The following is a 22,004-nucleotide window of genomic DNA, read 5'->3' as shown; positions in this document are numbered from 1 at the left end:
CGAGTGAGTTTCAGGCAGCCCTTGCCGGGCTCCTATACCTGATCACAGGCCCTGCGCACCCGGGAATACCGCGTTTTCTCCTCCGCAGCCCACCATTCGGCGGTAGGAAGGGCACACGCATCAGGACACCCAGGCACTCCGATCGTCACGCAAAGTTACCCACTCGGGACAGTCGGCCACGCCGGAGAGCAGTGAGCACCCCACCGTCTCGAAACACATCGCCACATCAGGCGTCGCTACGCAGAATGCAGAGGAGTACCCGGTGAGTCAGCCGGAGAAGCAGCCCGAAGGGCCGCCCCGCAACGAGCCCCGTCCGGCCGGCTCGGACTCCCGCGCACGGGGCCGGGATCTGACCGGTACGCCATTCCCGCTCGGCGACTGGGGCGAACCCGCCGACCGCCTCGACGAGTTGTACCGCTGGGTCGAGGCCGACGCGCTGCGCACCGCCGACTGGTACCTGAACGACCGGGTGCACAAGCGCCGCGGCGCCAGGACGCTGCGGATCGGCACCGCGCTCGGGACGGTCGCGGGCACAGCGCTGCCGCTGCTCGATCTGACCGGGGCGCTGCCCGAGGCGGCGGGCTGGGGATATCTGTCGCTGCTGCTGGGCGCCGCGTGCATGGCGTGCGACCGGTACTTCGGCCTCACCTCGGGCTGGATAAGAAACCTCGCCACCGCCCAGGCCGTGCAGCGGCGCCTCCAGGTGCTGCAGTTCGACTGGGCGTCGGAGTGCGTACGGGAGGTGCTCGGCCCGACCGAGGGGACGGCCAGCGAGGCGGCCGAACGGTGCCTGGGGGTGCTGCGGCGGTTCTCGGAGGACATCACGGAGCTGGTGCGCACCGAGACCGCGGACTGGATGGTGGAGTTCCGGGCCGGGCCGGCACCGATGGGGCTGCAGGCCCTGTCGTCGGGCTCAGGGAACGGCGGGCGTCCGGATCAGGGGGTGTTGTCGGGGCGGTTCCCGCTCCAGACGATGACCCGGCCGAACATGCCGCGCCAGCGCCCGCCGGAGTCACCGCGATGACCTCGCGGTGACCCCGGGGGCCGCCCCGGGGGCCTTGCCGGCCTCAACTGAAGATGATCATCGAGCCCTGGGCGAGGCTGCGGGTGGCCGCCGCGTGCAGGCCCAACCAGACGTGCCGCTCGCGGGCGAACGGGCTGTCGTCGTACGGGATCGGCGCCGCCGGTTCCTCCAGGGAGGTCGGCGCGGCGGGCGGCAGCGGGGCGGCCGGTGGGTTCGCCGGGTCGATACCGATGGACGGGGCGACGTACTGCAGCTCCCGCAGCAGCCCGTGCGAGGAGCCGAGCGGGCCGCCGCCCGCCAGCAGGTCGTCGTTGGAGAGCGGGGCGGCGAAGTCCAGCGGGACGTAAGCCCCGGCGTGGTCGTAGTGCCAGACCAGGTGGGACTGCTGGGCCGACGCCTCGAACATCTCCAGCAACTGCTCGTAGTCCCCGCCCAGTTCGTCGACCGGTGTGACTGCGAGGCCGCTGAGCTGGAGCAGGAAGGCGCGGCGCAGGAAGTGCAGGGCGTCGTAGTCGAAGCCCGCGATCGGGGCGACATCGCCCGTCAGGCCCGGCATGTAGGCGTACACGGGGACGGGCGGCAGTCCGGCCTCGCCCAACGCCTTGTCGTAGACGGCTATCTCTTCGGCGAACGGGTTGTCGGGGCTGTGGCACAGCACATCGACGAGGGGGACCAGCCACAGGTCACAGGCCACGAAGTCTCGCTCTCCCCTTGGGTGCGCATGGAACGTGTGGAACGTTCGGGTTGGTCGGGACAGCGTAATGCGGTGGGTGCGTTGCGCACAGTGCCGGTACCGACGGGGGCAGGAGGCAGGCCCTACGGCTCCGGCGTACCCGCTGCCGGCTCCGGCCCGCCGCGCCCCGGATGTTCGAGCTCACCGGCCGCGAGCCGGTCCGCCCAGTTCAGCGCGTGCGTGCTGTAGTCGTCCATCACCGCGCGCACCGCGTCGTGGTCGCCGAGGGTGATCGCCGCGACCAGGTCGGGATGACCGTGCCAGAGCCAGTCCCGGGCCCTTGCGTCATGGCGCAGGTACGGCACCGCGAACACCCAGGCCTGGACGCGCAGTCGGTGCAGGAAGTCGTTGATGTAGGCGTTGCCGACCAGCACGCCCAGCTCGCGCCAGAACCGCAGGTCGTAGCCGATGAGGATGTCGAGGTCGCCGCCCAGCGCCGCCCGCGCCGCCTCCTGGGCCCTGCGGCGCACGGAGACCAGACAGTCCTGGTACCCCTCCAGCTGCGCGGGCCAGGGCCCAGGGCCGAAGAAGACCCCGCGGATGACTCCGTCGATGACCAGGCTGCGGGCCTCGACCAGCGACCGGTAGTCGGCGACGGTGAATTCCCGTACCCGGAAGCCCCGGTGCTGGTCCGATTCCAGCAGCCCCTGCGCGGAGAGGTCGAAGAGCGCCTCGCGCACCGGCGTGGCCGAGACGCCGTACTGCTCGGCGATCTGCTTGACCGTGAATTCCCGCCCCGGCTGCAGACGCCCGGCGAGCACTTCGTCACGCAGCGCGTCCGCGATCTGCTGCCGCAGCGTACTGCGGGTCACAGCTCCGCTCGCGCCCATGGCGCCCCTCCCCGTTCTTTGCTTTCGGTCACCTTAAGCCAGGGCCGCTGTGCCCGGATCCGGGCAGGGGAGGGGCGACGTACCGCGGGGCGCCTACCAGGCGGCCCCGCGGCTGCGGGTCACGCTGTGTGCTCGTCCGCGACCGACAGCGCCGCGTCGAGGGCCGCGAGGCCCTCCTTGGCCTCGGCCTCGGTGATGTTGCAGGCCGGAACGGCGTGCGTGCGGTTCATGTTGATGAAGGGCCACAGGCCGTTCTTCTTGGCCGCGGCACCGAAGGCCGCCATCGGCGCGTTGGCCTCGCCCGCCGCGTTGTACGGGACCAGCGGCTCGCGGGTCTCCTTGTTGCGGACCAGGTCCAGCGCCCAGAACGCGCCGAGGCCGCGGACCTCGCCGACCGACGGGTGGCGCTCGGCGAGTTCGCGCAGGCCGGGGCCGAGGACCGTCTCGCCGATGTGGGCGGCGTTCTCGATGACCTTCTCGTCCTCCATCACGTGAATGGTGGCGACGGCGGCCGCGCAGGCCAGCGGGTGACCGGAGTACGTGAGTCCGCCCGGGTAGGCGCGGGTCTCGAAGGTGGCGGCGATCTCGGCGGAGATCGCGACGCCGCCGAGCGGCACGTAACCGGAGTTGACGCCCTTGGCGAAGGTCATCAGGTCCGGCACCACGTCGAAGTGGTCGGCGGCGAACCACTTGCCGGTGCGGCCGAAACCGGCCATGACCTCGTCGAGGATGAAGACGATGCCGTACCGGTCGCAGATCTCGCGGACGCCCGCGAGGTAGCCGGGCGGCGGCGTCATGATGCCCGCGGTGCCGGGGATCGTCTCCAGGATGATCGCGGCGATGGTGCCGGGGCCCTCGAAGGCGAGGGTGTCCTCAAGGTGCTGGAGCGCGCGGGCGCACTCCTCGGCCTCGGTCTCGGCGTGGAACGGCGAGCGGTAGAGGAACGGCGCCCAGAAGCGGACGACGCCCGCCGAGCCGTTGTCGGACGGCCAGCGGCGCGGGTCACCGGTCAGGTTGATCGCGGTGGAGGTGGCGCCGTGGTACGAGCGGTAGGCGGAGAGCACCTTCGAACGGCCGGTGTGCAGCCGGGCCATCCGGACGGCGTTCTCGACGGCCTCGGCACCGCCGTTGGTGAAGAAGATCTTGTCCAGGTCGCCGGGGGTGCGCTCGGCGATGAGGCGTGCGGCCTCGGAGCGCGCCTCGATCGCGAACGCGGGGGCGAAGGTGGCGAGCTTGCCCGCCTGCTCCTGGATCGCGGCGACGACGGTGGGGTGCTGGTAACCGATGTTGGTGTAGACGAGACCGCTGGTGAAGTCCAGGTAGCGGTTGCCGTCGTAGTCCCAGAAGTACGCCCCCTCGGCGCCGGCGACGGCGAGCGGGTCGATCAGGCCCTGGGCGGACCAGGAGTGGAACACGTGCGCGCGGTCGGCGGCCTTCACGGCCGCACCGGCAGCGGGGTCGACATGCGGTGCATGCGGGGCATGAGGGGTCATGCGGCGAGCGTAGGCGGTACCGGGAGCGGGCCGACATGGCCACCTTGTATGGCGTGGGGCGCTCCGCTGGGCAGGGTGTCGGGTTGCCGCCGTACGGGGCCGGAGCGGAGCGGAGGCGGAACGGAGGGAGCCCGGATCGCAACCGGCCCGGCCACGCGCTGCGTGGATCCCTATGATCGAGCGAGCCATGCGAGGCATCGCTCAGTTCGAACCCGGGGGAAGGACGTTCAGCGCCATGCAGAGCCTGACGCCACAGGATCCGCGTGCCATCGGCGCGTACCGGCTGCTGGGCCGTCTCGGCGCCGGCGGCATGGGCCAGGTCTATCTGGCCCGGTCCGACCGCGGCCGCACCGTAGCGATCAAGCTGGTACGGGGCGAACTCGCCGAGGAGCAGGAGTTCCGCGACCGCTTCCGCCACGAGGTACGGGCCGCCCGCCAGGTCGGCTCCGTCTGGACCGCCCCCGTGCTGGACGCCGACACCGAGGCCGCCGTGCCCTGGGTCGCCACCGGCTACGTCGCCGGCCCCTCCCTGCACGCCACCGTCACCGGCCGCGCGCGCTCCCCCGAGGCGGCGGCCTCCGGTGCGTACGGTCCCCTGCCGGAACGTTCGGTCCACATCCTGGGGGCCGGTCTCGCCCACGCCCTCCAGGACATCCACGCCGCCGGGATCGTCCACCGCGACCTCAAGCCCTCCAACATCCTGCTGACGATCGACGGGCCGCGCGTCATCGACTTCGGCATAGCCCGCGCGCTGGACACCGTCATCGACGGCGCCGTCACCCGTACCGGGGCCCTGGTCGGATCGCCCGGTTTCATGTCTCCCGAGCAGGTGCGGGGCGAGCGGGTCACCCCGGCGTGCGACGTGTTCTGTCTCGGCTCCGTACTGGCGTACGCCTCGACCGGCCGGCTTCCGTTCGGGCCGTCCGACAGCAACCCGCACGCGCAGATGTTCCGGATCGCGCAGGAGGACCCGGATCTGACCGGCGTCCCCGTGGACCTCGTCGAACTGGTCCGGGACTGCCTGCACAAGGACCCGGCCGCCCGTCCGACGACGGACGCGATCCTGGAGCGCCTGGCCGGCGGCGACACGGCGGAACCCTGGCTCCCGGGCGCCCTGATAGCCCAACTCGGCCGTCACGCGGTGGAGTTGCTGGACTCCGAGGACCCGGAGGAGAGCCCGGCGGAGGCCGCACCCCAGGTGCCACAAGCTCCACAGGCGCCCGCCGCATCCCCGGAGCCCGCGCCGCCCGCGCCCGCTCCCGCACACATCCCCACGCCCACGCCCGCCCCCACGCCTGCCCCCGCCTACGGATACCCGCCGCACCCCGGCCAGGGCTTCGGCCCCCAGCAGCCCCCCGCCGGCTACGGGTACCCGCCGCAGCCACAGCAGCAGTACCACCAGCCCCAGCACCCGCAGCCCGGATTCGGCAGCACGCCCCCGTACGGCCCCGGGCCCGGCTACCCCACCGCTCCGCAACAGCCCGCCCCCGAACCGGCCCGCCGCCGGAGGGGCTCGACCATCGCGCTCATCGCCGTCGCCCTGCTCGTCGCGGTAGGGGCGGGCGGGTCCGTCTACGCGCTCATGAACGGCAAGCCGGTGGAGCCCACTCCGGGCCCCACCGGCTCCGCGGCCCCCACGGACCCTTCGTCGGACTCCCCCGGGACCGACGACCCGTCCTCGCCGGACCCCTCCCCCAGCGACGGCAAGAAGAACAGCGACGGTCCCATCCCGTCCGGCTACCTCGGCACCTGGTCCGGCTCCATCGAGAACGCGGCCGGCCGCTCCACCCGGAAGCTCGTCATCCAGCAGGGCACGGTCGGGCAGAGCGTCCTCACCCTCACCGCGGACGGCCCGCTCGACACCGGCGGCACCTACCACTGCGTCTTCCAGGCCGAGTTGACCGCGGAGCCGTCCCCGGGCGGCCCCGTCGAGGTCGGCCCCTCCACGGTCACGGTGGGCGAGCCCATGACGTCCTGCACGGCGGGCAAGGCCACCACGCTCACCCTGCTCCCGGACGGTTCGCTGCGCCGTGCGAACAACGACAACGGCGAGCAGCTCACGTACACGAAGGACGACTGATCAGCCCAGACTGCGCACCGTGAGGCCGATTCCCACCGCCAGGACGGCCAGCGCGGTCAGGACGCTCCCGTACGGGGTGCAGCGCCGCAGGGCGGGCAGCCGCCGCTCGCCCAGGACGGCGAGCCGGTTGCTGCCGCCGGCCAGCAGCAGTCCGGCCGAGGTGAGGGTGAGCGCCATGCCGACGCCGTAGCCGACGACCAGCAGGACGCCGAAGCACGTCCTGCTGAGCGCGACGGCCCCCAGCAGGACGACCAGCGCGGACGGACTGGGCACCAGCCCGCCCGCCAGCCCGACGCCGAGCAGCGCGGGCAGCCCGGTACGACGGGAACGCCCGTGTTCATGCCTGTGATCGTGATCGTGGTCGCGCCCATGCGCGTGCCCGTGCTCGTGCGCATGGCTGTGCCCGTGTCCATGCCCATTCCCGTGTTCATGGCTGTGCGAAGCCGGGCGCCCCGTCCGCAGTGCGCGTGCCGCCGTCACCACGAGCCCCGTGCCCAGCACGGCGATCACCGCCCCGCTCACCGCCCCCAGCCACCCCAGCAGCCGCTCCCCCAGGAAGCCGCCCCCCGCCGTCAGCGCCAGCCCCACCGCCAGCACGCCCGCCGTGTGGGTCACCGTCACCGTCGCACCCACCGCGAACGCGGCCCGCACGCCGCCCTCCTTCCGTGCCAGGCAGGCGGCGACGGCGAGCTTCGCGTGACCCGGCAAGGCCGCGTGCCCCGCCCCCAGGAGCATCGTCAGCAGGACCGCGAGCAGGCCCACCGGCACCGTCAGGTTCCGGCCCGACGTCAGACCGGTGAGCCGGTCCTCCAGCGCCGGAAAGAGAATCGCCCCCCGGTCCACGGCCGGGGCCGCGCCCGGCAGCCGGGACCCGGCGGCACCCGCCCCGCCCCCCGTACCCGCCGCACCCGGCTCCGTACGGATCCGCGCATCGACCACGTCCGACGACCACCCGCCGTCCCCACCCGCCGGGTAGCTCCGCAGCGCGTCGCTCGAACTGCGCGCCGGAACCGAGGAGTCGACCAGCCGCACCCCGCTCCCGACCGCCGTGATCTCCTTCCAGCCCGTCCGCGCCGCCTCCGCCCCCGAGGCGAACGTCACGTCGGCGGGCCCGGACAGATCGGCGTCCGCCCGCAGTACGCAGGTCAGCCGGGCGATGGGCAGGCCGGCCGCCCCTTTCCCGTACGTCAGGGAGGTGCGCCCGACGTGCCAGTCGAGCGCCTCGCCGGCCGCCGAGGCCCGGGTCCGCCCGGCCAGTTCCGCGCACCGGGCCTTCGCGCGGGCGGCGGCCTCCGCCGCCGAGACCCTCCCGTCCCGGTCCCGGTCGGTGGCCTCCTCGTCCTGGGCGGTGGGGATCTCCGCGCTGTCGACGACGGCCGTGTCCTCGATCCCGTCCGGCACGAGCCGCAGCCCGTCGTAATGATTCAGGCTGAAGTTCCCGAGCGGATGGGCCGGTTGGGCGTGCACCGGCGGCGCCGTGGCCGGGCAGAGGAGCAGCGCGGCAGCCACCGCACCGCCGATTCGCTTCATCATCAACAACAACGCAAGAACTCAGTTCTGTCGGTTCTTCTGCTGGTTCTTCTGCTTCAGCATTCGAGTGGCCAACGGAGCGTGGTACGGCGAGAAATTCGGGTTCAGGGCGAGCGCCTCCCGCAGGTGGTGGTCGCCCTCGGGCAGCCCGAGGGTGTGCTCGATCGCGCCCCGGTGGTACCGGAACAGCGCGTTGCCCCACCCCGTCCGCGCCGCCTGCCGGGCGTACCCGACGGCCTCCGCGTCGTGCCCCGCGCGGTGCAGCGCCCAGCCCAGCGCATCGGCCACGATCACGCTCCGGGCCCGCTTCCACTCCCCGCGCATCAACTCCACCGCGACCTCCGGGTCCCCGTGGTCGGCCACGTACAGGGCGAGATGCGGGTCGACCGGCCCGCCGGAGGCGCGCAGCAGCCGCACCTGCGCGTCCAGCGCCGCCTTCTCCCCCCGCATCCGCTCCCCGCCCCCGCCCAGCTCCACGGCCTCCGCCAGGAACTGCGGCAACGGTGTCCGCGCCACCAGCCGCCGGTACATGTCCAGGGCCTTCGCCGTGTCGCCGCGCACCGCGTGCACCTTGGCCAACCCGGCTTCCCCGTACGGATGCCCGGGTACGGCGTCCACCGCCCGCTGGAAGTGCCACTCGGCCCGGTCCACCGCACCCTCGTTCCAGGCCAGGTCACCCAACCGGGCCTGCGCGAAGGCCCGTTCGTCGGCGGTGGCCGCACTTTCCACCGCCCTCCCCAGCGCGATCGCGGCGTCCTTTGGCCTGCCGTTGGTCTCCAGGTCGTACGCCGCCCTGCTGTACGCGGCCCCCGCCGGAGCGATGTCCAGCAGGCGCTGCACGGCCGACCTGGCCGCCGGGTAGTCGCCGAGCTGGATCTCCGCGTCGGCCAGCACCGCGTAGCCGTCCGCCCGGTCCGGCGCCATCCGGGTGGCGCTCAGCCCGAACTTCCGGCCGTCCGCGAACTCGTGGCGGGCGTTGGCCACCAGCCCCTGCCCCGTCACCGCGGCGTAGTTGTCCTTGCGATTGAGGGCCAGCGAACGGCGCAGGGCCTCGTCGGCCGCGTCGAGCCGGGCCGCGTCGAGCGTGACGCGGGCCTGTTCGACCTCCGCCCGTGCCAGGTTCGACCAGACCGTCGGGTCGTCCGGGTAGCGCTCCGTGCGCTTGCGCGCCGTGGCGACCGCGAGGGCCACGGCGTCGGGCGCCGCACCGGCCCGCGGGGCGGTGGCCGTCGGATGGTTCTCCGTGCCGGGACCCAGGTACAGCAGTCCCGCCACGCACCCGGCGACGGCCACCGCCGCGCCCGCAACGGAGATCGGACGCCTCACGGGCCCGCGTGCGGGAGGTTGAGATACGGGAACGTGTTCTGCGCGTCGGCGACCTCCAGCGCGACCACCGGCTTGGGCAGCAGTCCGGGCGGTGACGGCTGGGCGGGCTCGCCCTCCAGCATCCGCAGCAGGGGTCCGTCGATGTTGTCGTTGAGCCGGCGCCCGTTGGGGAAGCCCTGCCGGTCGCCGTCGAGGACGCCCATGGCACGCGGTGCGGCGGTGATCGGCGTCGTCAGATTCAACCGCAGTTCCTCGGCCATCACGATGCGGCTGCGGTCGGCGTCCGCGTTCATGGTGTGGGTGTTCAGGTCGAAGCCGAACTTCGAGCCGTTGTCCGCGCCGATGCCCTTCAGGAACAGGGCCTGGATGTCGGTGCGCGGGGTCGCCGGTGCCGGGTACCCCTGGGCCGTCTGGATGCGGTGGGGCGGTACGGGGTCCAGGGTGTCGGCCAGGAACTCGTTCTCCAGGTGGTCGTCCTTCGGCGCCCGCGCCTGGAAGCGGTCCTCGGGCCCGCCCGGCCTGGAGAGGCCGACGGTGGAGCCGTACACCGTGAACGCCAGGTGCGGGTTGCCCTGCCGCGATACCTGGCGGAACGTCGGGGCCTGCTTCGCCAGGCTGCGGCCCAGGTCCGCGCCCGGCCTGGAGACGCTCGCCCACACCCCGATCACCGGGTTGCGCGCCGGGTCGCCCTTCAGCGCCACCTCGCTCTTGGGCACCTGGATGATCAGGCTGTTCACATTGAGCACCGACAGCGGCTGGGCGTCCGGCAGCCAGCCGGGCACGGGCCCCCGCGTCCCGACCGTGTACAGGCCGAAGACCTGGGTGTCCGCCTTGAACGAGTCCGCGACCTGGCTCGCGAGGGTCTGGCCGCCGCCCGGCAGCCTGCGGATCGCCTGCGCGCGCAGCTTGCCGTAGTCCGGCATCAGCAACCGGCCGGTGTCGGTGGGCGCGGCGATCGCGTCGCTCAGCAGCGTCTGACCGGCGCCTCCCGCCGTGACCCGCTCCAGGTTGTACTTCTGACGAACCCCGAGCGAGCGGTCGTCCAGCGAAGTCACCGGTGCCGGACCGACCTTGGGCCCGAGCCCGAAGGGCCTGCGGTCGTCGTCCCGGAAGGTCCAGCGGTACGTGGTGTCGGGCACCCCGTCACCGTCGGCGTCCGTGTGGATCTCGTACCGCGCACCCGTCGCGAACGGATAGTCCACCAGCGCGTTCAGCGCGGTCCCGGGCGTCTCGAACGGCCGGACGTTCGCGATGAGGGTGACCATGTCCGGGTTGTCCGGGCTGCTGAACGCGTACACGTCGGTGAGGTCCGCCGCCGTGTCCAGCACCGACGAGGGAGCGTCGATGTGGCCGCCCGCCTCGCCGCTTCCGGTCAGCGGTCCCCACAGGGACGCGGCGGTCAGTGCGGCGGCGGTGGCGGTCAGGGCGGCGAGACGGCCGGATGGAAAACGGCGTGGCTGTCGGGCGGTTGCGGACACGCGACGCTCCAGTGCTCGGTGGGGGGAGTCCGCCCAGACTGGAGCGCTGTTGATCAAGGCGCGAACTCAGCGCGCCGATCGCCCCCAATCGCGTGGAGCTTTTCCGCCGGGCGGTCTAAGGACCGTTTGACCGAGCACGCATGTATGCATTGATGGACACGCCCGACGGACGGTCGAGAACCGTGGCGCTTCTACGTCAATCGGTCAACTCCGCTCTCCATGCACCCCGTTGGGACGTCCGGGCAGCTCTGCCCGGCACTTCCCCCCACGCAGCATCAGATCAGGAAGGCCCCATGAGCATGCGCGTAATCCGCCGTCTCACCGTCCTCGCCGCAGTGGCCGCACTCAGCGTGCCGCTCGGCCTGGCATCGGCCGGAGCGGCCGAGTCGAACTCCGCCCGCGCCCCCCGCACGGTGGTTGCCGACCCGTTCCCCGGCGTGTACATCTCCCCGTGGGGAGACGCCCAGGTGGAGCTCAGCCCGGAACTGCTGACGTGGATGCGGACCGAGGGAATCACGCTGGAGGCCATCAGCCCGTTCGTGATGGACGCGGACGGCCGGGGCTTCTCCATGCCGATCGGCTCGACGGCGGGTGACGGCCTCGACTCCAAGGGCCGCATCTTCTACCCCGGTGGCCTCAACTTCCATCACGCCGCCTCGAGCAAGACCATCACCCTGAAGCCGACGTACATCCGTGTGATGCCGACCCCGGGCTACGCCGCCGGGGTCGCGGTGGACGGTGTGCCGATCGCCGACGAGTTGCTGATCGCGGACACGACCCCCGCCGAGGCCCTGCTCGGCGCCCGCCCGAGCCCCACGGGCTTCCGGCTGGAGAAGGTGCCGTTCCGTATCACCGCCGAGGCGTCGGCGCTGTTCGCCCAGGTGACGGGCCGCCCGGGTCCGCGCGTCGGCAGTCTGCTCGGCACGCTCACGCCGAACTTCGACTACATCCCGGGCCAGACCTCCTCGCCCATCGGCTTCCCGAGCTTCTGACCGGCCCTTTCGGCCGCCCCCCGGCCGGGGGGCGGCCGTTTCGTGCTGCCCGCGCCCGGTCAGCAGAGCAGGGCGGTCGCGGCGTGCAGCAGAAGCATCGTGTGGACGAACCGGTCCGGCGCCGTGGGCGGGAAGTGCCAGGCCAGCGGCCAGGTCCGGCCGCTCAGTGCGGGGATCGGTACGTAACTGATCCGGCCCGCCTTCGCGTTGAGCGAGCAACACCCTGCATTGGTTCAAGTCCAGCTACAGCAACGCCAACGGCGGCGAGTGCATCGAGGTGGCCTTCGACTGGCACAAGTCCTCGTACAGCAGCGACAGCGGCGGCCAGTGCATCGAGGTCGCCACCTGCCCCCACTCCGTCCACATCCGGGACTCCAAGGTGCCCGACGGCCCCACCTTCGCGATCGCTCCTGGTGCCTGGGCGGCGTTCCTCACCTGGGCGGACTGACGTTTCGCGGGGCCGGGGGGAGGCGTCCTGCCCCGGCCTCACAAATGTGTGGGAGTTGTGGACGCCATGGCATACCCTGCGTTCGTGGGCCGCACCCCTCTCATCTCGGGTGCCACGGCCCTCTCTTCCCGTGGGGGTAAACAATTTTGCGTACGCGCAGAATCTCGGCCGCGACCTCGCTCGCGGTTCTCTTCAGTTCCGTAGTTCTGATCGGTGGTGCGGCGAATCCGGCCGCCGCCGACTCCACCAAGGTCCTTCCCGCCGCTTCGGTCGGCGACATCGTCGCGGACGGTGTGCACAAGCGGGTCTTCATCAGTGACCCGACCGGCGGCAAGGTGCTCGTCACCGACTACAACGGTGCGGTCGTCGGCACCATCACCTCTCTGCCGGGCGTGACCGGCCTTGAACTCTCCGCCGACTCCGGCACGTTGTACGCCGCCGTGCCCGGCGCCGACGCGATCGTCACCATCGACACGGCCGGGCTCACGGAGTCCGCCCGGTACGCGACCGGCGAGGGCACCGACCCGAAGCACCCGGCGCTGGCAGGCGGCAAGCTCTGGTTCGGCTACGGAGCGGGATCCGAGGGCAACATCGGATCGCTCGATCTGTCCGGCGCCGAGCCGGTCGTCACCCTGGACCAGGACCCGGACCGCACCTGGTACTCGGCCCCTACCCTGGCGTCGGCGCCCGGCGCGCCGGGCACACTGGCCGCCGGGATCGAGACCCAGAGCCCGACGGAACTGGCCGTGTACGACGTCTCCTCGGGGACGGCCACGCGGACCGCGCACGTGCGCGCCGACGGGGGCAACATGCGCGACCTGGCGCTGAGCCCGGACGGCAAGCAGGTCGTGGTCGCCAGCGCGGCCCCGTACCTCCACCAGGCGTACAACACGACGGACCTCACGCCGGGGACCGCGTACCCGTCCACCTCGTACCCCAACGCGATCGACATCGCCCCGAACGGAACGATCGCCGCGGGATCGTTTGCCTGGTACGAATCGGATGTCTACGTCTACAAGCCCGGCAACTCCACCAAGCCGGTGCGGACGTACGAATTCCCCAACACCGGGAACAGCAGCGGTTCGGACACCCTGGCAGACGCGGGGCTGGCCTGGGCACCGGACACCAGCCGGCTGTTCGCGGTCACTGTGAACAGCGCGGGCGTCCGTTCGCTGCGGGTGCTCACCGATGCCGTGAAGTCCGCGAGCACCGTCACGGTCGACGCCCCGGCGAAGTCCGCGCTCGACAAGAAGCTCACTGTCACCGGCCGGGTGAAGTCCGACGGCGCGTTCCCGGCGGGCGCCAAGGCCGCCGTGACGCGTACGGACATCGAGTCGCCCAAGGGCAAAGCTCTGCCCTCGGTGACGCTGAAGTCCGACGGCAGCTTCTCCTTCACCGACACCCCGACCGCCGGTGGCCAGGTCACGTACAAGGTCTCGTACGCGGGCGACACCACCCACTCCGCGGCCTCCGGCTCCGACAAGGTCGCCGTGCCCCGGACGGCCACCTCGCTGACCCTGAACCACAACAAGGCGCTGTACTCGTACGGCGCCGACGTGACGTTCACGGCGCACCTCGGCAAGACGTACAAGAACCGCACCGTCGAGCTGTGGGTGGACCCGTTCGGGTCGGACAAGCCGAACAAGCTGGTGAAGACCGGCAAGGTCAACTCCAAGGGCAACCTGTCGACCACCGTCGACATGACCCGGGACACCACCGTCACCGCGGTCTTCAAGGGCGACGGCCGGTACACCTCGAAGAAGGTCACGTCGACCGCGTACGCCAAGGTGAAGGTCTCCACCTCCATCTCGAAGCAGTACAAGACGGCGGAGATCGGCAAGACTTCGTACCGGTACTTCCACAAGAAGACCGACCCGGTCTTCACGACGACGATGACGTACTACAAGAACCGCTCGCACAAGCTGTCCCTGCAGCTGTACTACCAGGGCAGGTGGTACGACGCGGGCTCGCAGTACTTCAAGCTCGGCACCAACGGGAAGACCATCGTGACGCTGAACGGCACCCATGACACGGGCTACCGGATGCGCGTCCGTGCCTCGTACGTCAACGGCACCTCGGGCGACACGGTGAACTCGACCACGCACGGCGCCTGGCAGTACTTCATCTTCACGAAGTAACCAGGCACGAACTGGCAAGGCGCGAAGTAGCCAGGCGGCAACAAGCAGCACCTGGCAGCCTCGTGAGTGCGGTCGGCATGAATGCGGGGCCGGGCTGTTCGCCCGGCCCCGTACGCGTGGCGGCGCGCGCCGGCCCGGCCCCGGCGCTCCAGCCAGTCCATGCCCTCGCGCAGGGCTTCGCGCACCGCCGCCCCGGCAGCGGGCGGCGGTTTCCGGGCGTGCCAGGTACGCAGCCGCGCGATCATGACGTCAGCATCACGTGACACGCCCCGCCCCTGGTACGTCCTGGAGCAGCGGCTTGGCCGACATCAGCAGATGCTGGTGAGCGGGCCGGGAGCCCTCCGGGTCCTCGCCGGGCGTCCGGCCGGTGACCATCGCGCGCTGGCCGGGGCCCATCAGCTCGAACCTGATCACGGGCGTGCCGAACGAGCCCAGCGCATCCATCAGATACGCCGGGTTGAAGGCGACCGTCAGATCCTCGGCGCCCTCCAGCACGGCGGGCAGGCGCTGGGAGGCGACGTCGTCCTCGTAGCCCGCCTGGAGCAGCACCGAGCCCTCGGAGAAGACGAGGTGGAGCGGGCTGCCGCCCTCCGCGACCACGGCGACCCGCTTGACGGCCTCGACCAGGGGCACCCGGTCCGTCTCGGCCGTGACCGCGCCGGTCATCGCGAACAGCTGGTCGTGGCGCGGCAGCCGGCCGTCGAGGAGGCGCACCGTCGTACGCATCCCGGCCAGTTCGAACCCGGCCGAACCGCCGTCCAGGGCCAGGCTGACCACGCCGCCCCGGCCGAAGGAGCGGGCGATCTCGGTGAGCCTGCGGGCAGAGACCACGACATCAGCCGTGACAGCGTCCCGGCCGGGCTTCCAGGAGAGCGTGCGCACCGCGAAGCGGTAGCGGTCCGTGGCGGCCAGGGTCATCGTGTCGCCGTCCAGCGCCAGCCGGATGCCGGTCAGCGTCGGCAGCGAGTCGTCCCGGCCCGCCGCCACCGTCACATGGGCGACGGCCGCCGCGAACTCCTCCGCGTCCACCCCGCCGAGCACCTCCGGCAGCGACGGCAGCGACGGGTAGTCGTCGAAAGGCAGCACCGAGAGGCCGAACCGGGCACCGTCACTCGCCAGCGAGAACCGGGAACCCTCGACCGCGCACTCCACCAACTTCTCGGGCAGCACCTTGCAGACATCGAGCAGCCGCCGGCCCATGACCAGCACCTTCCCGGCCCGTACGGTCTCTGCCGCCACCTCGATGCGGGCCGACGCCTCGTAGTCCAGCCCCGAGATGCCCAGCCGGCCATCGGCTGCCTCCAGCAGGAGGCCGCCCAGCACTGGAACGGGCGAGCGCGTGGGCAGCACGCGGGCCGCCCAGGCCACGGCATCGGTCAGTGCGCTGCGCTCAATGCGGAACTCCATGGCGGCGGCCTCTCCCGGTCGGCTTCGATCGCGGACGCGATCGTGAGCCGACACTAGGGGCCGCCACTGACAACGGAAGAAAAAGAACGGTTGCGGCCGACGCGACAGCGGCCACCCCCGTGAGCCGCTGCTGTCGCCCCCGTACCCCTCCCCCAAGGGGTGCCGCAACCGTGTTCGGACTCTAGGTCCTCGGGTACGTACCTGAAAGCTTCAATCAGCACTGTGTGGGCCATGTCAGGTATCAGTCCGCACAATCAAACCGGTAGCCTTCATTCCGGTTTTGAGCAGGGGTGGAGGACTTGTGCGCGCGCGGGAACGGGCCGATGACGTACTTCGGATGTACCGGCTGGCCCGGTCGGGCGGATCGCGGGAGCTCCTGCACTGGGTGTCCGGCCGGGCGGCGGGCTGGGCCGGGCTCCTCGACGGGGACGGCACCGTGCTGCACGGCGTGACCCGGAGCCCGGACGGTACGGGCGTGGAGGCGGCCGCGCTGGCACGCGAGTACGCGAGGAACCTGCCCGGGCTCGACGCCCGCTCCTTCTCCTTCGACCGCGGGGCGAACACCGCGCTGCTGTTCCCGCTGGACGGCCCGCCGGACGCCGCCGCCCCCATTCTGGCCGTGGTCGCGCCACGCCCGCTGCCGGACGGGCTCGCCATCCTGCTCGCCGACGTGGCGATGCCGCTCGCCATGTGCTGGGCGGCGGAGGCCGTGGAGCGCAAGCGGCGCCGCGTCGACCTCGCGGAGTCGCGCAGCCGGGAAGCGGTGCTGCACCTGCTCATGACGGGTCAGCTGTCCATCGCGCACCAGGTGGCGGGCGCGCTGAAGCCCAACCTGCCCGACCCCGTCCGGGTGTACGTCGTGGAGTGCCCGCCCGGCCGCCGGGACGAGGTGGCGCGGATCTGCACGGAGCTCTCCGGCGGGCGGTCCTGGATCGTCCGGTGCCCGGTCTACGCCCGCCATCTGATCCTCGTCGTGCCGGCCGACGCGGGCACGGCCGAACAGCGGCTCGGCATCCGGGTCGCCGAGGCGGTCACCGAGTGCGTCGCGGGGGTGAGCGAGGACGTACCGCTGGCGGACACGGCGACCGGTTACCGCCAGGCGTTCCACGCGCTGGCGGTGGCCCGCGGACTGCCCGCCCGGCACGCCTGCTTCGGATCGGCGCCGGATCCGGCCGTGGCCGCCGGGGCGGTCGGGGCGCGGTGGGCCGACGAACTGCTGCACCCGTTGCTCACGTACCTGCCCCGGCGCAGCCAGGACCCGGGCAGCCAGGAACTCGCGGCGACGCTCGCCTCCTGGCTGGCGTTCTCCTCGCACGCGACCCAGCATCTGAAGATCCATCGCAACACCCTGGCCGCCCGGCTCCGGCTGATCGGCGAACTGCTCGGCCTGGACCTGAACCGGGTCGGCGACCAGGCCGCCCTCGATCTGGCCCTGCGCATCCGCGCCACCCCCACCGTGCCCGGCAGGGCCCGCCGGAACGAGCGCGCGCCCCGGCCGCCGCTCGGCCTGGACGACATCCTGGGCGTGGTGGCCGTACAGGAGTGGGCGGCCCAGCAACTGCGCCCGCTCCCCGGGCCGGGCACCTCGCGGAGCTCCGCCGATCCGTGGGAGACCCTCCGTGCCTGGCTGGAGTGCGAGGCCCAACTCTCCGGTACCGCCGAGGCGCTGGGCATCTCGGTGCCGGGCGTCCGCAAGCGCCTCACCAGGCTCGAATCGGTCCTCGGCCGCTCACTGCTCCAGCCGCCCAGCGCCCGTTACGACCTGTGGCTCGCCTTCCGGGCCCTGGACCTCGCGGAGGCCGGCACCGCCCGCTGAACCGGAACGGGGGCGTGCCCGGCCGGAGCCGGGCACGCCCCCGCAGCGTGGGGGAGAACAGGAGCCGCCGGTCAGCAGCTCAGGTTGGAGCCGGGGGTGGCGCCGAGGATCTGCACGAACGCCTTGTAGCGGTCGATGCGGCTCTGGACCTGGGCGGGGTTGCCGCCGTTGCACTCCAGGGTGCCGTTGATGGACCGGATGGTCTCACCGAACCCGGCGCCGCTCACCATGGCGTTGTGGGCGGTCATGGTGCCGGGGCCGTTCTGGGTGTTCCAGTACCAGAGGCCGGTCTTCCAGGCGACCGAGGCGTTCTGCTCGACCAGGTACGGGTTGGCCAGCAGATCGATGCCGAGTGCGTCACCGGCGGCCTTGTAGTTGAAGTTCCAGCTGAGCTGGATCGGGCCGCGGCCGTAGTACGCGGCCTGACCGGCCGGGCAGCCGTAGGGCTGGCTGCTGTCGCAGTAGTGGGGGTAGTTGGACGTGTTCTGCTCGACCACGTACACCAGGCCGCCCGTCTCGTGGCTGACGTTGGCGAGGAACGCCGCCGCCTCCTGGCGCCTGACGCTGTCGCTGCCGGTGTTCGCGAAGGCCGGGTAGGCACTCAGGGCTGCGGCCAGACCCTCGTACGTGTAGAACGAATTCCGGTTCGGGAACATCTGGTTGAACTGCGCCTCGCTGACGACGAAGCCGGACGGGTTGCCCGGGTCCGTACCGCCACCGCCGCAACTCCCCCGGTCCGACCAGACGTCGGAGCTTCCGGGGGTTTCGTTCTGGGTCCACCACTTGGCGGTCCAGTTGTGTCCGTTGTAGGAGGCCGTCCCGCCACCGGTGTACACGGACGAGGAGTTCCAGGGGGCCGCGCAGTCGGCCTCGGCCGCCGCGCCGGACGCGTTGGCCACCGGGAGAAAGACGACCGTTGCGACGACCGCGGCCAGCGCGGCCAGCAGACCCGTGAAGCGCCTGATCATGCGATCACTCCTTCGGCGCGGTGCACCGGACTGGACGGTGCGCCGCCATGGGGTTGCCCGCCACTCAAGCGGGAATGGTCTGAACCTGTCAAGGTCTAGACCAGAACGGCGCTCCTTTCGGGGCGCATCCGGGGCGCACCGACGGCGCATAGCTGACTCGGCGTCAGCAGATCAGTCCTGAGCCGGGTCCGTGCCGAGAACGGACGTAACCCGTTCGCACTTGGCAACCCGGGCCTCGACCGAGGCGGGGTTGCCGCCGTCGCACCCCAGGGCTTCACCCCGGCAGCCGGGCTGCGCCAGAGCGGCTCGCTGATCCGGCTGCCGCGCGTACCGCTCAACCGGGGTGAGCACTTCAAGCTGCTGGTGCTGCTGACCGGGGCGGCCGTGGACAGCCGCGTCCGCATCATCGGCGGCATCCGGGACGCCCGCCCACCGGCTCACTGGCCGCGGGCTTCCTCGGCTACCTCACCCGGGGCAACGGCCAGGACGTGATCCGCGCCCACAGCCATCTGCCGTGCGCGACGCCGGAGGGGCTGCGGATCTGCGGCGAGGAGTGAACGAAACACCAAAAGGGCCGGGACTCGCCGTCCCGGCCCTTTTGGTGTTCGCCGCTCGGCGGCGGCCGCTCCTAGAGGAAGGAGTTGATCTCGATGGTCTCGGTGCGGCCGGGGCCGACACCGATCGCGGAGATCGGGGCGCCGGACATCTCCTCCAGCGCCTTCACGTACGCCTGCGCGTTCTTCGGCAGGTCACCGAAGGACTTGGCCTTGGTGATGTCCTCGGACCAGCCCGGCAGCATCTCGTAGACCGGCTTCGCGTGGTGGAAGTCGGTCTGGCTGTACGGGAGTTCCTCGACGCGCTTGCCGTCGATCTCGTACGCCACGCACACCGGGATCTGCTCCCAGCCGGTCAGCACGTCCAGCTTGGTGAGGAAGAAGTCGGTGAGACCGTTGACCCGGGTCGCGTACCGCGCGATGACCGCGTCGAACCAGCCGCAGCGGCGGTCGCGGCCGGTGGTGACACCGCGCTCGCCACCGATCCGGCGCAGCGCCTCGCCGTCCTCGTCGAGCAGCTCCGTCGGGAACGGGCCGGCGCCGACGCGGGTGGTGTACGCCTTGAGGATGCCGATGACCCGGCTGATCTTCGTCGGGCCCACGCCGGCACCGGTGCAGGCGCCGCCCGCGGTCGGGTTCGACGAGGTGACGAAGGGGTACGTGCCGTGGTCGACGTCGAGCAGCGTGCCCTGACCACCCTCGAAGAGGACGACCTTGCCCGCGTCGATGGCGTCGTTCAGGATCAGCGTCGTGTCGGCGACGTACGGCTTGATCTGCTCCGCGTACTGGAGCATCTCCTCGACGATCTTGCCGGACTCGATGGCACGGCGGTTGAAGACCTTGGCCAGGAGCTGGTTCTTCTGCTCCAGGGCCGCGTCGACCTTCTGCTCCAGGATGGACTCGTCGTAGAGGTCCTGGACGCGGATGCCCACCCGGTTGATCTTGTCGGCGTACGTCGGGCCGATGCCTCGACCGGTCGTGCCGATCTTGCGCTTCCCGAGGAACCGTTCCGTCACCTTGTCGATCGTGACGTTGTACGGGGTGATCAAATGGGCATTGCCGCTGATCAGCAGCTTGGACGTGTCCACGCCGCGGTCGTTCAGCCCACTCAGCTCGGAGAGCAGGACGGCCGGGTCGACGACGACACCGTTTCCGATGACCGGGGTACAACCCGGCGAAAGGATTCCGGAGGGGAGGAGATGCAGTGCGTACTTCTGGTCACCTACGACCACCGTATGGCCGGCGTTGTTGCCGCCTTGGTAGCGCACTACATAGTCCACGGATCCACCGAGGAGGTCGGTGGCCTTTCCCTTGCCCTCGTCACCCCACTGAGCACCGAGCAGCACAAGTGCGGGCACAGGCGTACACCCCTTCCGGGCGGGGCATGTCCAAGGTCAGGGGGCGTACGTAAACGTCGTACATGCCGTACGACGATGTACGACAAGGCCTGAACCGTCGAACCGGGTGCCCCGGAATAGACGAAGCCCCTGGCGCAATAGCGCAAGGGGCTCTTGCACCAAGATGCTACCCGAGGAAGGACCGAGGTGTCGGCTGCCCAGCCCCCCGGCGACGGTGCGCACCAGCTGCTGGTGGTCATCGACCCGGTCGCCCGCCGGACCGACGGCGAGTCCGTGCGTATCGCGAAGGACGTGCTGAGCGCCGGTTCGCACGCCAAGATCTGCCTGCCCGACGGGCCCGAGGAATTCGCCAGGGCCCTGTCCCGCCGGGGTGGGAGGCGCCCGGTGGTGGTCGGCGACGACCGCGCGCTGCGGCGGGCGGTGGCCCAGCTGCACCGGGAGCGGGAGCCGGACGGGAGCGTGCTCTCGCTGATCCCGGTCGGCAGCGCGGCCGCGCTGGAACTGGCCCATTCGCTCGGCGTGCCCCTGGGCGCGGTGGCGGCGGCGCGCACCGCGCTGGACGGCGCCGCGCGCAGGCTGGACCTGCTGGTGGACGACAGCGACGGTGTGGTCCTGGGCGCGCTGCACATCCCGGCGCAGAGTGCGCTGCCGGGTGCGTCGGCCGCGCACACGGGGGTCACGGCGGTCTGGGACACCTGCCGCAACCTGGTCCGCACCCTGGTGCGCCCCGTCCCGCAGACACCCGCCGCCCCGCCGCCCACGCACCGGCTGCGGGTCGAGGCCGACGGTGTCCTGCTGAACGACCTGGACCAGCCGGTCGAATCGGTGACGGTGACCTCGCAGGGCGGTGACGGGGGCCTCGCGGAGGTGGTGATCCGCCCGCCTGCGGCCGATCCGGTGACGGCGGAGGCGAAGGCCGTCACGGTCTCGGGCGCGGACTTCCGCTACCGGGCGGACATACAGGTCGGCGGCCCGGTCCGGACGCGGACGTGGACGGTGCGGGCGGGGGCCTGGGGACTGATGCTGCCGATGGCGGAGGGCTAGCCTCCGGCCGAGGAGTGGGGGGATGTCCTGCTGTTCGACGTGAACGACGCGGCTGCCGGGCCCCTGCTCATGCTCTTCCCGGCCGGGGAGGCGGGCGAAGAGGCGGGTCCGGGGGTGGTTGCCGATGACGGCGATGCCCTGCCGGAGGGGCTGCTGCGGCTCATGCCGCCGGGTCCCCCGCACCCGCCCAAACGGTCGCGTGCCCGTCAGGCGGTCGCGTGCCCGTCGCGGGTCGGGAGGTCGAGCGCCTTGCGGTGCTCGTGCCAGCGGTCCATCATCCCGACCAGCTCCGCCTGCAGGAACTCGAAGAACGCCACCGTCTCGGCGAGCCGGGCACCGGCCGGGGTGTCCTCGCCCAGGATGCGGACGCCTTCCTTGAGGGTGCTCTCCCAGCGGGTCAGCACCCGGTCGCGGCTGGCGAAGGTGGCGAACCAGACCTCGTCGAGCAGGCGGTAGCGGTCGCGGCGCGAACCCGGGTCGCGTTCACGACTGACCATGCTGACCTGCGTGAGATAGCTGACCGCGCCGGACACGGCCGCCGGGCTGATCTGCAGCGCGAGGGCGAGCTCGGCGGAGGTCATGGAGCCGTCGTCGTCCGCGAGGAGCGCGGCGAAGACCCGGGACGCCATCCGCTGCATCCCCGCCTCGGTCATCTCCGACGCGAACCGCTCCACGAACCGCGACACAGCCTCCGCGTCACGCCCGGAGCCCCCGCTCCGCCCGGTCTCGCCGCTCTGACTCCCGGCCCCGGTCTGGGTCTGGGTCTCGCTGGTCATCACCCGATC

At 71.7% G+C, this 22,004-nt stretch carries 17 protein-coding genes; 7 read left to right on the top strand and 10 right to left on the bottom strand.

Translation table 11 applies throughout. The features are described 5' to 3' along the window. The first annotated feature begins 262 nt into the window (after positions 1-262). Positions 263-1,024 carry an SLATT domain-containing protein gene (locus ACIRJP_RS30160; protein WP_404180759.1) on the top strand — a complete coding sequence of 254 codons (762 nt, stop codon included), beginning with the start codon at positions 263-265 and terminating at the stop codon, positions 1,022-1,024. A 43-nt stretch (positions 1,025-1,067) separates the two neighbouring features. Here ACIRJP_RS30160 and ACIRJP_RS30155 read toward each other — a convergent pair whose 3' ends face one another. From ACIRJP_RS30155 to ACIRJP_RS30145, 3 genes are all read right to left on the bottom strand, one after another. Further along, entirely contained in the window at positions 1,068-1,718 is a 651-nt protein-coding gene (locus ACIRJP_RS30155; RefSeq protein ID WP_404180756.1) for a hypothetical protein, read from the bottom strand. A gap of 122 nt (positions 1,719-1,840) precedes the next feature. Continuing rightward, a complete protein-coding gene (locus ACIRJP_RS30150; protein ID WP_404180753.1) occupies positions 1,841-2,587 on the bottom strand; it encodes a GntR family transcriptional regulator in 747 nt (248 codons plus the stop codon). 119 nt (positions 2,588-2,706) lie between these two features. Then, a complete protein-coding gene (locus ACIRJP_RS30145; RefSeq protein ID WP_266731725.1) occupies positions 2,707-4,080 on the bottom strand; it encodes an aspartate aminotransferase family protein in 1,374 nt (457 codons plus the stop codon). Between the two features lie 235 nt (positions 4,081-4,315). Here ACIRJP_RS30145 and ACIRJP_RS30140 point away from each other — a divergent pair, with 235 nt between their 5' ends. Then, positions 4,316-6,160, top strand: a complete 1,845-nt coding sequence (locus ACIRJP_RS30140; protein ID WP_404180749.1) for a protein kinase — start codon at positions 4,316-4,318, stop codon at positions 6,158-6,160. Here ACIRJP_RS30140 and ACIRJP_RS30135 read toward each other — a convergent pair whose 3' ends face one another. From ACIRJP_RS30135 to ACIRJP_RS30125, 3 genes are read right to left on the bottom strand one after another with little or no spacing between them, the layout of a single operon-like run. After that, the gene (locus tag ACIRJP_RS30135; RefSeq protein ID WP_404180746.1) at positions 6,161-7,693 is read right to left on the bottom strand and encodes a nickel transporter; all 1,533 of its coding nucleotides are present in this window, start codon (positions 7,691-7,693) and stop codon (positions 6,161-6,163) included. A gap of 18 nt (positions 7,694-7,711) precedes the next feature. After that, positions 7,712-9,016, bottom strand: a complete 1,305-nt coding sequence (locus ACIRJP_RS30130) for a tetratricopeptide repeat protein (protein ID WP_404180743.1) — start codon at positions 9,014-9,016, stop codon at positions 7,712-7,714. Next, positions 9,013-10,494 carry a DUF4331 domain-containing protein gene (locus ACIRJP_RS30125; protein ID WP_404180740.1) on the bottom strand — a complete coding sequence of 494 codons (1,482 nt, stop codon included), beginning with the start codon at positions 10,492-10,494 and terminating at the stop codon, positions 9,013-9,015. The genes ACIRJP_RS30130 and ACIRJP_RS30125 overlap by 4 nt, the downstream gene beginning before the upstream one ends. A 293-nt stretch (positions 10,495-10,787) precedes the next feature. Here ACIRJP_RS30125 and ACIRJP_RS30120 point away from each other — a divergent pair, with 293 nt between their 5' ends. The 3 genes from ACIRJP_RS30120 to ACIRJP_RS30110 all read left to right on the top strand — a co-directional run bounded on the left by ACIRJP_RS30120 (position 10,788) and on the right by ACIRJP_RS30110 (position 14,072). Then, positions 10,788-11,486 (top strand): hypothetical protein, encoded by a 699-nt coding sequence (locus tag ACIRJP_RS30120; protein ID WP_404180737.1) that lies wholly within the window; start codon positions 10,788-10,790, stop codon positions 11,484-11,486. A 223-nt stretch (positions 11,487-11,709) separates the two neighbouring features. Continuing rightward, a complete protein-coding gene (locus ACIRJP_RS30115) occupies positions 11,710-11,934 on the top strand; it encodes a DUF397 domain-containing protein (protein WP_404180903.1) in 225 nt (74 codons plus the stop codon). 146 nt (positions 11,935-12,080) lie between these two features. Beyond that, positions 12,081-14,072, top strand: coding sequence for an Ig-like domain repeat protein (locus tag ACIRJP_RS30110; protein ID WP_404180734.1), 1,992 nt, complete (start codon positions 12,081-12,083; stop codon positions 14,070-14,072). 255 nt (positions 14,073-14,327) lie between these two features. Here ACIRJP_RS30110 and dnaN read toward each other — a convergent pair whose 3' ends face one another. Then, on the bottom strand, positions 14,328-15,479 hold the full coding sequence (gene dnaN, locus ACIRJP_RS30105; protein ID WP_404180731.1) for a DNA polymerase III subunit beta: 1,152 nt from the start codon (positions 15,477-15,479) through the stop codon (positions 14,328-14,330). Between the two features lie 337 nt (positions 15,480-15,816). Between dnaN and ACIRJP_RS30100 the strand changes: the two genes are divergently transcribed. Continuing rightward, positions 15,817-17,295, top strand: a complete 1,479-nt coding sequence (locus ACIRJP_RS30100) for a helix-turn-helix domain-containing protein (protein ID WP_404180900.1) — start codon at positions 15,817-15,819, stop codon at positions 17,293-17,295. A 71-nt stretch (positions 17,296-17,366) separates the two neighbouring features. On the opposite strand, the gene ACIRJP_RS30095 is transcribed toward ACIRJP_RS30100, so the two are convergent. Beyond that, on the bottom strand, positions 17,367-18,263 hold the full coding sequence (locus ACIRJP_RS30095; RefSeq protein ID WP_404180728.1) for a glycoside hydrolase family 19 protein: 897 nt from the start codon (positions 18,261-18,263) through the stop codon (positions 17,367-17,369). Positions 18,264-18,891: 628 nt separating this feature from the next. After that, complete coding sequence (locus tag ACIRJP_RS30090) at positions 18,892-20,175, bottom strand: adenylosuccinate synthase (RefSeq protein ID WP_404180725.1); 1,284 nt, start codon at positions 20,173-20,175, stop codon at positions 18,892-18,894. Positions 20,176-20,361: 186 nt separating this feature from the next. Between ACIRJP_RS30090 and ACIRJP_RS30085 the strand changes: the two genes are divergently transcribed. Beyond that, positions 20,362-21,219, top strand: coding sequence for a diacylglycerol kinase (locus ACIRJP_RS30085; RefSeq protein WP_404180722.1), 858 nt, complete (start codon positions 20,362-20,364; stop codon positions 21,217-21,219). Positions 21,220-21,425: 206 nt separating this feature from the next. Here ACIRJP_RS30085 and ACIRJP_RS30080 read toward each other — a convergent pair whose 3' ends face one another. Next, positions 21,426-21,995, bottom strand: coding sequence for a GbsR/MarR family transcriptional regulator (locus ACIRJP_RS30080; RefSeq protein ID WP_404180719.1), 570 nt, complete (start codon positions 21,993-21,995; stop codon positions 21,426-21,428). Positions 21,996-22,004 lie beyond the last annotated feature (9 nt).

The organism is Streptomyces sp. NPDC102437, assembly GCF_044765565.1.
Classification (GTDB): Bacteria; Actinomycetota; Actinomycetes; order Streptomycetales; family Streptomycetaceae; genus Streptomyces.
This window is presented reverse-complemented; position numbering and strand designations above follow the sequence as displayed.

Coding starts and splice junctions, on each gene's coding strand:
- ACIRJP_RS30145 (WP_266731725.1), bottom strand. CDS start 4,080: ATGACCCCTCATGCCCCGCATGCACCGCATGTCGACCCCGCTGCCGGT.
- ACIRJP_RS30140 (WP_404180749.1), top strand. CDS start 4,316: ATGCAGAGCCTGACGCCACAGGATCCGCGTGCCATCGGCGCGTACCGG.
- ACIRJP_RS30095 (WP_404180728.1), bottom strand. CDS start 18,263: ATGATCAGGCGCTTCACGGGTCTGCTGGCCGCGCTGGCCGCGGTCGTC.
- dnaN (WP_404180731.1), bottom strand. CDS start 15,479: ATGGAGTTCCGCATTGAGCGCAGCGCACTGACCGATGCCGTGGCCTGG.
- ACIRJP_RS30080 (WP_404180719.1), bottom strand. CDS start 21,995: ATGACCAGCGAGACCCAGACCCAGACCGGGGCCGGGAGTCAGAGCGGC.
- ACIRJP_RS30120 (WP_404180737.1), top strand. CDS start 10,788: ATGAGCATGCGCGTAATCCGCCGTCTCACCGTCCTCGCCGCAGTGGCC.
- ACIRJP_RS30100 (WP_404180900.1), top strand. CDS start 15,817: ATGTACCGGCTGGCCCGGTCGGGCGGATCGCGGGAGCTCCTGCACTGG.
- ACIRJP_RS30150 (WP_404180753.1), bottom strand. CDS start 2,587: ATGGGCGCGAGCGGAGCTGTGACCCGCAGTACGCTGCGGCAGCAGATC.
- ACIRJP_RS30135 (WP_404180746.1), bottom strand. CDS start 7,693: ATGATGAAGCGAATCGGCGGTGCGGTGGCTGCCGCGCTGCTCCTCTGC.